Source organism: Micromonospora sp. S4605 (genome assembly GCF_003176715.1).
Classification (GTDB): Bacteria; Actinomycetota; Actinomycetes; order Mycobacteriales; family Micromonosporaceae; genus Micromonospora; species Micromonospora echinaurantiaca.
Genome location: NZ_QGSW01000135.1, coordinates 31929 through 43342 on the forward strand (window position 1 = coordinate 31929; position 11414 = coordinate 43342).

Below are 11414 nucleotides of genomic sequence, written 5' to 3' on the forward strand. Positions count from 1 at the left end.
ACCGTCACCGGCTGGTATCCACAGATGCACATGCGTCACCGCGCTGCACCGGGCCGGCGAAGGGCCGGCCATCCCGCTCCCACGAGGAGGACCCGTGGCACAACCGGAGTGGACACCCTGGATGAGCCGGCGCCGACGCCGGCTCATCCCCGTTCTGGCGGCGACCGCGGTGGTCGCCGCCCTGCTTCCCGCCGGCCCCGGCACCGCCGCGCCCGCCGGCGGCGGCGCCACCGAGGAACGGCGCTCCGGCCCGTTCGCCGAGGGCCACCAGCACGCCGACGTGGACAACCGCGCCGGCAGCGCGGCCCCGGACGCCCGCCAGCGCGGGCTGGGCCGCAAGGCCGACCCGGACGTGCGGTGGAACCGGCTGGGCACCCCGCACGCGCTCGGCCCCGGCCGCGCCCCGCTCGCCACCGGCCTGCCGGCCGACCCGGAGGCGGCGGCCCGCGCCTACCTGACCGGCAACCAGGACCTCTTCGGCCTCGACGCGGCCGAGGTGGCCGCGATGGACCGGCTGCTGGTCCGGCCGGTCGGCACCGGCGCGGTGGTCACCCTGCGGCAGCGCTTCGGTGACCTGCCGGCCGGGCACGACGGCCTGGTCACCCTCGCGGTCGCCGACGGCACAGTGCTGTCGGTGAGCTCCTCGCTGGCCCGCGACGCGGCGGCGCCGGCACCGGCCACGCTCACCGAGGAGCAGGCGTACGCGGCCGCGCTGGCCGACGCCGGCCTGGACCGGGCCGCGGTACGCAGCCACACCGTGCACCGGGTCGCCGTGCCCACCCCGCTCGACGGGGCCCGGGACGCGTACGAGGTGACCCTGATCGGGGCCGACGCCGACCACCCCACCGCCTACACCACCTACGTCGACGGGATCACCGGTCAGGTGCTGGTCCGCGAGGACCTGGTCGACTACGACTCGGACAACCCCAGCTGGGCGGTCTTCCCGGCCACCCCGCCCCGCGACCTCGGCCCCGGGGTGGACCCGCGGGTGCGCTGGTGCGGCGACCCGGCCCCGGACTGCCAGGCGGCGTTCCGCGACCCGGCCACCGGGCAGCCGTGGGACGTCGACGCGGCCACCGGCACGCCGACCCTCACCTCGCGGGGCAACTCGGCCAACACGGTGCGCTCCTGGGGCGCCGGCACCCCGGTGGTCCCGGCCACCCAGAGCCCGGAACGCCGCTACGAGTACCCGTTCACCGACCAGTGGCACCAGGCCCGGTGCAACCCCGAGGTGTTCACCTCCGCCCAGCGCAACGACGACGACGCGGCGATCGCCAACCTCTTCGTCATGCACAACCGGATGCACGACTGGGCCTGGCACCTCGGCTTCACCGAGGCGACCTGGAACCTGCAGGCGGTCAACCTCACCCCGGACGGCCTGGGCGGGGACGCCGAGCAGGGCCGGGCCCAGCAGGGCGCGCTGAGCGGCAACCGGAACAACGCCAACCAGGGCACGCCGCGCGACGGCCTGCCGCCGACCACCAACATGTACCTGTGGCAGCCGCAGGCCGGCGGCCCGTACCCGCCGTGCGTGGACGGCGACTACGACATGACGGTGATCGGGCACGAGTACACCCACGCCATCACCAACCGCATGATCGCCGGCCCGAACAGCGGCATCGGCGGGCACCAGGGCGGTTCGATGGGTGAGTCGTGGAGCGACCTGCTCGCCGCGGAGTACTTGTTCCAGCACGGGCTGCGCGCCCCGGGCGAGACGCCGTACATCACCGGCGGGTACGTCACCGGCAACCTGGTCAGCGGCATCCGCAACCACGACTTCAGCCGCAGCCCGCTGAACTACTCCGACGTCGGCTACAACACCGGCGGCCCGGCGGTGCACGCGGACGGCGAGATCTGGAGCGCCACCAATTTCCGGGTCCGCGCCGCCCTGATGAAGCGGTACGGGGTCGGCACGCCGCAGCGCCAGCTCGACTGCGCGCGGGGCACGGTGGCGGTCGAGCAGTGCCCGGGCAACCGGCGCTGGGCGCAGCTGGTCTTCGACTCGTTCCTGCTGCAGGCCGCCAGCCAGGTGAGCATGCTCGACATGCGGGACAACATGCTCACCGCCGACCTGCTCCGCTTCGGCGGCGCCAACCAGGACCTGATCTGGGCCGAGTTCGCCCGCTCCGGGATGGGCCGGGACGCCGCCACCAACGGCGCCTCCGACACCGACCCGACACCGAGCTTCGCCGCCCCGAACGCGGACAACGCGCTGCTCACCCTCCGGCCGAAGGGCGACAGCGCCGACGCGCCGATCCGGGTGTACGTCGGGGCGTACGAGGCGCGGGCGGTGCCGGTGGCCGACACCGACCCGGCCACCCCGCTGCCGGACACCGTCGAGCTGGTGCCCGGCACCTACCAGCTGCTGGCCGTCGCGCCCGGCTTCGGGCACCAGCGGCTGACCGTGGTCGCCAAGGCCGGCAAGGAGGGGTACGTCGACCTGCGGATGAGCCGCAACCTGGCGTCCACCGCGTCCGGCGCGACGATCACCGGGGACGGGGTCAACCTGGACCGGATCGCCGACGACACCGAGGCGACCAACTGGGCCTCGCTGGACGGGGTGGCCGGCCGGCAGGTCACCGTGGCGCTGCCCGGGGACGCGCCGCAGGTGGTGAAGCGGGTGAACGTCAGCGCCATGCTGCGCCCGACGATCGCCGGCGACGCCGACCCGGGCAGCCAGAACTCGCTCAGCGCGCTGCGGTCGTTCGCGGTGTCGGCGTGCAACGCGAAGACCACCGACTGCGCGGATCCGGCGAACTGGCGGCGGATCTACACCAGCGCGGCGGACGCCTTCCCGGGTGGCGCGTACCGGGCCTACGTGCGGGACATCAACCTGCGCGAGTTCCGGGTGCCCACCACGCTCGCCACCCACCTGCGGCTGGAGGTGCTGGCCAGCCAGTGCACCGGCGGTCCGGCCTACGCCGGTGAGCAGGACGACGATCCGGCCACGACCACCGACTGCGCGACCGCCAGCCCGGCGCGCGACCAGGTGCGGATCGCCGAGTTCCAGGCGTTCTCGAAGTGACGCCACCCGGGGCCGGTCGGCGCACGCCGGCCGGCCCCGGGACACCGGCCGCCGGTCACGGCCCGCCGGTCACCCGCCGCCCGTCACGACCCGCAGGCCACGGCCCGCCGGTCACCGGCCGCCCATCACGACCCGCCGATCACGGAGCCGCGGGTCACGGCCCACCGGGTCACCACCGCCGTGGACCGGTGGGCCGCTCCCACCGGTCCAGCGGCTCCGGGTCGCCGTCCCCGCCGGCAGTCCGGGTCAGGTGGCGCAGCCGCAGCAGCAACCCCACACCGAGGAAGAGCAGCAGCCCGCCGAGCAGGAACGCGGCCTGCACCACGCCGAACCCGCCGGACTGCGCGACCGGCCGGCCGGCGGCCGGGGGCACCTCGGCCGCCGGCTCCTCGGTCGGCTCGGCCTCTCCGGTCTCCCCGGGCGGCTCGGTCGGCGCCGGTGGGGTGCTCTCCGGCGTCGGCTCGGTCGGGGTGGCCGGGGCGTCCGGCCCCACCACCGACCGGGTCGCCGTCTGCCGGGCCAGCAGGCGCAGGTTCGCGTCGTACGCCTCGGCCGCCAGGGTGACCCGCCCCCGCGTGACGTCCTCGGCGAAGGCCAGCCGGTAGCGGGCAGTGACCGTCCGGTTCGGGCAGAGCGTGCCCGGGTCCAACTGCCGGTCGGTCAGCCGGGCCACGTCCCCGTCGGTCCGGATCTCCAGCGGGAACGAGCCGGTCTCCTCGACCCGGTCCACCTTCACCTGGTCCAGCCGGATCCCGCGCACGGTGAGCACCATCGACCAGCGCACCTTGACGCACCGGCCGGGGTCGGTGCGGGAGACCACCGCCGAGACGGTGGCCACCCGGTCCCCGGCGGTGAACTCGTCGGGCAGGCCGCTCAGTTCGGTGGCGAAGGCCGCCCGCGCGGGCGCGGCCGGGCCGAGCGCCATCCCGCTCAGGCAGGCCAGCACCACCCCGGCCCGCAGCGCGTACCGCCGCATCGTCACCGCTCCGCCCTCCCCGGTCGGCCTTCTCCCCGGCAACGCTAGGAGCGTGCCGGGCCGGCGGCCAGACGGGTGTGTTCGCACCGATCGCCAAGCGCGAGGGTGGTTATCACCGAGCGTGGTGAACCGGTCACCGATCCCCCGCGACACGCCGGGTCGGCGGGCCGGGCGAGAATCACCGGGTGTCCGAGCTCTCCGCCGCCTTCGTCCGGCTGCACGCCCGCCTCGCGCCGGTCGCCTTCGTCCCCGAGGTGCGGCTGCACCAGGCGGACGAGCCGATCGGGCTCTGGGAGCTGACCGAGGGCGAGTTCCGCAGCGCCCAGCCGCCGCCGTTCTGGGCCTTCGCCTGGGCCGGCGGGCAGGGGCTGGCCCGCTACGTCACCGACCACCCGGAGCTGGTCGCCGGCCGCCGGGTGCTCGACCTGGCCGCCGGCTCCGGGCTGGTGGCCATCGCCGCCGCCCGGGCCGGCGCCGCAGCGGTCCGCGCCGTCGAGGTCGACGAGCTGGCCGTCGCGGCGGTCGCGCTCAACGCCGAGGCCAACGGGGTACGCGTCGACGCCGAACTCGCCGACGTCCTGGACGGCGACGCCGGGGACGCCGAGGTGGTGCTGGCCGGGGACGTCTTCTACAGCGAGGCGATGGCCAACCGGATGCTGCGCTTCCTGCTGCGGGCCACCCGGTCGGGGGCGCGGGTGCTGGTCGGCGACCCGGGCCGGGCGTTCCTACCCCGGGACCGCTTCGACGAGCTGGCCGGCTACGACGTGCCGGTGCCGGAGGCGCTGGAGAGCGTCCGGGTGAAGCGCACCACGGTGTGGCAGCTGCGACCCGGCCGGCCGGGGGCCGCCGGCTAGCGTGTCGGCGTGCTGTTCCGCAGCTGGGCGCAGGCCGCCGACGCGTCCTGGCCCGACGTGGCCCGGGTCGCCGACCACACCGGCGTCGAGCACCTGGTGGTCACCCGGCACGCGCTGGTCCGCCAGGTGCTCACCGACCCCATGACGTACCGGCCGGACAACGCGCTGGACGCGGTGACGCCGATGCCGGTGGCCGCGCTGCGGGTGCTCGCCGGGCACCGGTTCCGGCTACCGCCGACGCTGGCCAACAACTCCGGCGCCAGCCATCCGGCGATCCGGGGGATCGTCGCCGACGCGCTGCACCCGACCCGGGTCGCCGCCCAGCGGCCCTGGCTGACCGACCTGGTCCGCGGCCGGGTCGCGGCGCTCGCCGCCGAGCTGGACGCCGGCGAACCGGTGGACCTCTACGCCCGGCTCGCCGCCGACCTGCCGCTGCTGGTGCTGGCCCGGCTGGTGGAACTGCCGGACGCGCCGGTCGGCGCGGTGAAGGAGTTCGCCCGGGCCGCGCTGGAGCTGTTCTGGGCGCCGCTGGACGCCGACCGGCAGCTCGCCCTCGCCGCCGAGGTGGGCCGGTTCCACCGGGTGCTGCGCGAGTTCGCGGCCACCGGCGGCGGGCTCGCCGCCGACCTGCGGGCCGCCGGCCACCCGCCCGACACGGTGGTCGGCGCGCTGTTCTTCCTGCTGGTCGCCGGCCAGGAGACCACCTCGCAGTTCCTCACCCTGCTGCTGCACCGGCTGGCCGGCGAGCCGGCCGTGCTGGCCGGCCTGCGCGCCGGCTCGGTGCGGGTCGCCGACGTGGTCGAGGAGGGGCTGCGGCTGGAGCCGCCGATCGTCACCTGGCGGCGGGTGGCCGCGACCGACACCACGCTGGGTGGGACGGCGGTGCCGGCGGGCACCAGCATCGTGCTCTGGCTGGCCCGCGCCGGCCGGGACCCGGCCACCGTGGACGCCCCCGACGAGTTCCGGCCCGGTCAGCGCGGGTCGCGCCGGCACCTGGCCTTCGGGGCGGGCGCGCATCGCTGCGTCGGCGACCTGCTGGCCCGGATGGAGGCGGCGGTGGTGGTCACCGAGGCGGCCCCGCTGCTGACCGGGGCGACGGTGGTCCGCCCGCCCTGGTGCCCGGACAACCTCACCTTCCGGATGCCCGACGCCTTCGTGATCCGCCGGGGCTGACCTTCCCGACCCGGGTCGCCGGCGCGGCGCCGAATCGGCGGTTCCGGCGGTCCGAACGGCGGCTTCCAGGTCCGCGCCCGACGGTCCGGGGGGCGCCGGGTCGGTGGCTGCGGTGGCCCGAGTGGCGGCTTCCGGATCCATGCCCGGCGGCCGGCACGGCATCCGGGCCGCGCCGAGGTCTCACCGCGCCGGCTGGAGACCGAGGCGGGTGGGCAGGCCGGCCATCGCCGCCGCCAGCCCGGGCGGCGTGGGCCGGCGGGTCACCAGGAAGAGCGTGAGCCGGCCCGGCACCGCCACCGGCAGCACCCGTTCCGCCGGCTCGGCGTAGGCGACGCCCAGCGCGCGGGGCAGGACCACCGGCGCGCGCAGCAGCCGGCCCATCCGTACCGCCGTCTCGGCGGTGGCCGCCGGGCGCGGGCGGGCGCCCAGTTCGGCGAGCCGGCGGTGCAGCACGTCGGACGCCATGTCGTAGGTGAAGGCGACCACGTCGGCGCCGGCGAACGGCCGGCGGCCGGAGCCGAGCTCCACGCCCGGCGGGGTGAGGACGGCCAGCCGGTCGTGCCCCAGGGGCACCGCGGCCGCCGTGCCGGGCAGCCGCATCTGGTTGGCGATCGCCACGACGGCCGCGTCGAGCGAACCCTCACCGACCCACTCCACCAACCGGTCGCCGTGGTCGGTGACCTGGTGCACCGTGGCGTCGCCGAGCAGCTCCTGCAACGGCGGGAACAGCCAGGGGGCGAGACTGCCGAAGGTGCCGACGGTGAGGGCGCCCGCCCGCGCCGCCGCCCTGGTCCGCTCGAAGATCGCCTCAAGGTGCCCGAGGACGTGCGCCGCGTCGGCGGCCAGCGCCCGGCCGGCCGGCGTCGGCCGCGCCCCGGTGGTGTCCCGGTCGAAGAGCCGTTCGCCGACCCGCCGCTCCAACGCCGCCAGCCGGTTGCTCGCGGCCGGTTGGCTGATCAGCAGTTCCCGCCCGGCCGCCCCGAGCGAGCCGTGCCGGACGAGCGCCTCGACCAGCCGCAGATCCTCAACCGAGGGCACCGAGGTCATAGCCACAGATTATGAGGGGCCGGGACGAAGTGCCAGCTAGCTGCCATCGCCGCCGGATCCGAGGATCTGTCCGTGACCTTCCGACGCGACATCGTCGCCATGCTGACCGCGACGTTCCTCACCTGGCTGGGGCAGCGCACCACCGCCGTCGCGCTCCCCCTGGTCGCGCTCGCCGAGACCGGATCCGCCTGGACCACCGGCCTGGTCGGCGGGGCGGTCGGGCTGCCCATGCTCACCTCGGCCTGGTGGGCCCGGGGCCTGCGGCAGCGGCTGACCACCGGCCGGGCGCTCGCCGGGGTGCTCGCCGTCGGGGTGCTCGGGCTGCTGGTCGTCCCGGTCGGCGCCGCGCTCGGCACGGTCGGCCCGATCCACCTGGCCGCCGCCGGGCTGGTCACCGGTGGCGCCACGGCGCTCGGCGGGCCGGGCCAACGGGCGCTGCTCGCCGACATCTGCGACCGGTCCGGCCCCGGCGTCGCCGCCCGGATGCTCGCCTGGCAGGACTTCGCGCACCGCGCCACGATGATCGTGGCGCCGCCGCTGGCCGGTTGGGCGATCACCGCCGGCGGCCCGTACCCGCTGCTCTGGGCGGAGGCGGCGGGGGTCGGTTTCGGCGCGGTCGCGCTGCTGACCGTACGCGGCCCGGCCGCCGCCGGCACCGCCGGCCGGACCACCGGCGCGCCGGCCCTCCGGCACGTGCTCGCCCGGCACCCGGAGATCCGCCGCGCGGTGACCATGAGCGGCGTCGGCGGCCTCGCCTGGTTCGCCTTCACCCTCGGGCTCGCCATCCTGGGCGCCGAGACCGGCCGGCCCGGGCTGCTCGTCTCGGCCGGCATGACCGGTTACGGACTGGGCTCGCTCACCGGCGCGCTCCTCGCACCGGTGCTGGTGCCGCGCCTGCCGGCACTGGGCACCATGGCCACCGGCTGGGTCGTGCTCGGCGCGACCTTCGTCGCCCTGCCCGCCGTCACCTCGTCGCTCGTCCTGATCGGTGCCCTGGCCGCCGCCGGCGGTTTCGCCATGCCGCTCGGCATCGGCGCGGTGAACCGGTTGATCAGCACCCGCACCGCCGGCCCGGAGCGGCGGGCCGCGTTCGCCGCGGAGAGCCTGGTGCACGACGGAGCGGTGTCGATCGGCCTGCTCGCCGGCGGGGCGGTGATCGGCCTGGCCGGCGCGGGCCCGACCCTGGTCGTCGCCGGCGCCGCCCAGATCGCCGTCGCGCTCCTCGCCGGGCCGTGGCTGGTCCCGCTGCCCGCTCACCGGCCACCCGCGCCGCCGGCCCGGGTCGAGCGGGACCGCGTGGCGGCGTGAGCCGGGCGACCTGACGAAAGTGGGGGGCGGGGGGTGCCGTTCGGGCGCGGCGCCGGCCCGGGCCGCCCACCTAGCGTCGACGCATGATCACATTACGTGGGTTGACCAAGCGGTTCGGGCGGACGACGGCCGTCGACGGCCTGACCGTCGACATCGCACCCGGCCGGGTCACCGGCTTCCTCGGCCCCAACGGCGCGGGCAAGTCCACCACCATGCGCATGATCCTCGGGCTGGACCGGCCCACCGCCGGCCGGGCGCTGATCGACGGCCGGGCCTACCGGGAGCTGCGCCGACCACTGCGCGAGGTCGGCGCGCTGCTGGACGCCCGGGCCATCCACCCGGCCCGCTCCGGCCGGGCCCACCTGCTGGCGATGGCCCGCAGCAACGGCCTGCCAGCGCGCCGGGTGGCCGAGGTGCTCGACACCGTCGGGCTGGACGCCCGCGCCGCGGCCAAGCCCGGCCGGACCCTCTCGCTCGGCATGGCGCAGCGGCTGGGCATCGCCGGCGCGCTGCTCGGCGACCCGCCGGTGCTGATGTTCGACGAGCCGGTCAACGGCCTCGACCCGGACGGGGTGCGCTGGGTCCGGCAGCTGATGCGGTCGTTGGCCGGCGAGGGCCGGACGGTCTTCGTCTCCAGCCACCTGATGAGCGAGATGCAGCTCACCGCCGACCGGCTGGTGGTGATCGGCCGGGGCCGGCTGCTCGCCGACGCGCCGATCGACGAGGTGATCGCGGGCAGTCCGGTGGCGGTACGGGTGCGCAGCCCGCACCCCGCCGGCCTGGCCGCGCTCGCCGAGCGACTCGCCGCGACCGGGGCCGCCGTCGACCCGGCCGGACCGGACGAGCTGACCGTCACCGGCGCCACCGCCGACCGGATCGGCGACCTGGCGTACGAGCTGGGGGTGCGGCTGCACGAGCTGAGCCCGCACGGTGCCTCGCTGGAGCAGGCCTTCATGGAGTTGACCGCCGGCAGCGTCGAGTACGCCGGCACCCTGACCGGAGGGACCGACCGATGAACACGATCGCCGCCGAATGGACCAAGGTGTGGTCGGTCCGCTCCACCTGGTGGACGGTGCTGGCCGGGCTGCTGGTCACCGCCGCGACCGCCGGCCAGCTCGCCATCTACGCCGCCAACGCGAACACCAACGACGACCCGGCCGACGACGCCGGCGTCGTCACCGTCGGCAGCGTCGTGATCGGCTCGGTCGAGCTGACCCAGTACGCCGTGCTGGCGCTCGGCCTGCTCGTGATCACCAGCGAGTTCACCAGCGGCACCATCCGCACGACCCTGCAGTGCACCCCGTCGCGCGGCCGCGTACTGCTGGCGAAGGCCGCGGTGACCGGGGCGGTGACCTTCGCGCTCGGCCTGCTGCTCGGCGCGGTCGGCGCGGCGGTGGCCCGGCCGGTGCTGGGCCGCTGGGGCACCGCGCCGGCCGCCGAGACGCTCGCCGACATCGCGGCGGTGGCGGTCTACCTGGCGCTGGTCGGGGTGCTCGCGCTGGGCCTGGCCACGGCGCTGCGCAGCGCCGTGCTCACGCTGACCGTGCTGGTGGCCACCCTGATGATCGTGCCGCTGTCGTTGCAGGAGCCGGACATCGCGGTGCTGAACCGGATCGCCGACGCCTTCCCCGGGGTGGCCGGGGCGCACTTCCTGGCCGGCGACACCGACCCCTACCCGGCGGCCGTCGGGCTGCTGCTGCTCGCCGGGTGGGCCGCCGCCGCGCTGGCCCTGGGCCGGTTCGCGCTACGCCGCCGGGACGCCTGACGTGCGCGGGCGGGGCGGGTCAGCCGGCCGGCTCGACCAGCCCCGCCTCGTACGCGAGGATCGCCGCCTGCACCCGGTTACGCACCTCCAGCCGGGTGAAGATGCTGGTCAGGTAGCTCTTCACGGTCCCTTCCACCAGGTGCAGGCGGCGGGCGATCTCGGCGTTGGACAGCCCCGCCCCGACCAGCGCCAGCACCTCCCGCTCCCGGTCGGTGAGCCCGGCCAGCCGGTCCCGGGCGGCGGGGCGCCGGGCCAGCCGTCCCCCGCCCAGCTCGATCACCCGGCGGGCCACCCGCGGCGACAGGTACGCGCCGCCGTCGGCGACCGCCCGTACCCCGGCGATCAGCTCGCGCGGGTCGCCGGCCTTGAGCAGGAAACCGCTCGCCCCGTGGCCGAGCGCCCGGGCGACGTGGTCGTCCTCGCCGAAGGTGGTCAACATCACCGTGGCGGTCTGCGGCACCAGCCGGCGGATCTCAGCGGCGGCGCTGAGCCCGTCCAGCTTCGGCATCCGGATGTCCAGCAGGGCCACCCTCGGCCGGTGCGCCCGGACCAGTTCCACCGCCGCCCGGCCGTCGCCGGCCTCGGCGACCACCTCGATCTCCGGGTCCGCGGCGAGGATGGCCCGGACGCCCGCCCGGATCATCGCCTCGTCGTCGGCGAGGACGACCCGCACCGGGCCGCTCGGAGTCCTGTCGGTGCTCACTGGTTGATCCGCTCCTTGCTGACCAGCCGGCCGTCGGCGAAGCAGAGTCGCCAGGTCGGCTGGGCCAATGGGAAGTTTCCGTCGGTGTAGTACTCGCAGCCGGCCGGGCCGGTGCCGGCCGGCCGGTCGAGCTGGCGGCGGGGCAGCCCGGTCAGCTCCGCCCGGACGGTGCCGACCCGCATCGCGTCGAAGGTGGCCTGGTCCAGCACCGTCCCGGCGGTCGCCACCGGGTAGTAGACGAGGGAGAGCACCAGGGCGAGGCCGGCCGGCGCCCCGAGCGCGGCCAGCAGGCTGCGCCGGACCCGTCGCCGGGCGTCGCGCAGCCGCCGCTCCGCCTCGGCCGGCGGCTCCGGCGGCTCCGCCCGGCCGGTCCGGTCACCGCCGGCGGCCGGACCCGCCGCCCGGCCCGGGTCCACCCGGGCCGGCTCGTCCGCCGGCCCGGTCGAGTCGACCGCGATCGGGCCGGTGACCGGCAGCCCGGCGCGTACGGCGAAGCCGCCGTCGGGCCGCGGGCCGGCGTCGAGGGACCCGCCGGCGAGGCGTACCCGCCCGGGGAGCGCGCG

Annotated in this window: 9 protein-coding genes and 1 pseudogene; 6 read left to right on the forward strand and 4 right to left on the reverse strand. The window is 76.7% G+C overall.

The window, feature by feature from the left end:
• Window positions 1–94 precede the first annotated feature (94 nt).
• A complete protein-coding gene (locus DLJ47_RS09250; protein ID WP_109899640.1) occupies window positions 95–3025 on the forward strand; it encodes a M36 family metallopeptidase in 2931 nt (976 codons plus the stop codon).
• 169 nt (window positions 3026–3194) lie between these two features.
• On the opposite strand, the gene DLJ47_RS09255 is transcribed toward DLJ47_RS09250, so the two are convergent.
• Entirely contained in the window at window positions 3195–4001 is an 807-nt protein-coding gene (locus tag DLJ47_RS09255; protein ID WP_233257740.1) for an SPOR domain-containing protein, read from the reverse strand.
• Window positions 4002–4186: 185 nt separating this feature from the next.
• Here DLJ47_RS09255 and DLJ47_RS09260 point away from each other — a divergent pair, with 185 nt between their 5' ends.
• The gene (locus tag DLJ47_RS09260; RefSeq protein ID WP_109899642.1) at window positions 4187–4855 is read left to right on the forward strand and encodes a class I SAM-dependent methyltransferase; all 669 of its coding nucleotides are present in this window, start codon (window positions 4187–4189) and stop codon (window positions 4853–4855) included.
• Window positions 4856–4864: 9 nt separating this feature from the next.
• Window positions 4865–6028: a cytochrome P450 gene (locus DLJ47_RS09265; protein ID WP_109899643.1), complete on the forward strand. Its 1164-nt coding sequence runs from the start codon at window positions 4865–4867 to the stop codon at window positions 6026–6028.
• Window positions 6029–6208: 180 nt separating this feature from the next.
• On the opposite strand, the gene DLJ47_RS09270 is transcribed toward DLJ47_RS09265, so the two are convergent.
• Window positions 6209–7075 carry a LysR family transcriptional regulator gene (locus DLJ47_RS09270; RefSeq protein WP_109899644.1) on the reverse strand — a complete coding sequence of 289 codons (867 nt, stop codon included), beginning with the start codon at window positions 7073–7075 and terminating at the stop codon, window positions 6209–6211.
• 72 nt (window positions 7076–7147) lie between these two features.
• Between DLJ47_RS09270 and DLJ47_RS09275 the strand changes: the two genes are divergently transcribed.
• The 3 genes from DLJ47_RS09275 to DLJ47_RS09285 all read left to right on the forward strand — a co-directional run bounded on the left by DLJ47_RS09275 (window position 7148) and on the right by DLJ47_RS09285 (window position 10148).
• Window positions 7148–8383, forward strand: a complete 1236-nt coding sequence (locus tag DLJ47_RS09275) for an MFS transporter (RefSeq protein ID WP_109899645.1) — start codon at window positions 7148–7150, stop codon at window positions 8381–8383.
• A gap of 83 nt (window positions 8384–8466) precedes the next feature.
• Entirely contained in the window at window positions 8467–9399 is a 933-nt protein-coding gene (locus DLJ47_RS09280) for an ABC transporter ATP-binding protein (protein WP_109899646.1), read from the forward strand.
• Window positions 9396–10148, forward strand: a complete 753-nt coding sequence (locus DLJ47_RS09285) for an ABC transporter permease subunit (RefSeq protein ID WP_109899647.1) — start codon at window positions 9396–9398, stop codon at window positions 10146–10148. Before DLJ47_RS09280 ends, DLJ47_RS09285 begins: the two co-directional genes overlap by 4 nt.
• A gap of 19 nt (window positions 10149–10167) precedes the next feature.
• Here DLJ47_RS09285 and DLJ47_RS09290 read toward each other — a convergent pair whose 3' ends face one another.
• Window positions 10168–10851 (reverse strand): response regulator, encoded by a 684-nt coding sequence (locus DLJ47_RS09290; RefSeq protein ID WP_274703360.1) that lies wholly within the window; start codon window positions 10849–10851, stop codon window positions 10168–10170.
• Window positions 10848–11414, reverse strand: a pseudogene (locus DLJ47_RS09295) (two-component sensor histidine kinase); the annotation flags it as partial. The pseudogene DLJ47_RS09295 and the gene DLJ47_RS09290, both read right to left, overlap by 4 nt.

Bases quoted from the DNA above. Each gene is read 5' to 3' on its own strand.
- DLJ47_RS09255 (WP_233257740.1), bottom strand. From the start codon at position 4,001: ATGCGGCGGTACGCGCTGCGGGCCGGGGTGGTGCTGGCCTGCCTGAGC.
- DLJ47_RS09270 (WP_109899644.1), bottom strand. From the start codon at position 7,075: ATGACCTCGGTGCCCTCGGTTGAGGATCTGCGGCTGGTCGAGGCGCTC.
- DLJ47_RS09280 (WP_109899646.1), top strand. From the start codon at position 8,467: ATGATCACATTACGTGGGTTGACCAAGCGGTTCGGGCGGACGACGGCC.
- DLJ47_RS09285 (WP_109899647.1), top strand. From the start codon at position 9,396: ATGAACACGATCGCCGCCGAATGGACCAAGGTGTGGTCGGTCCGCTCC.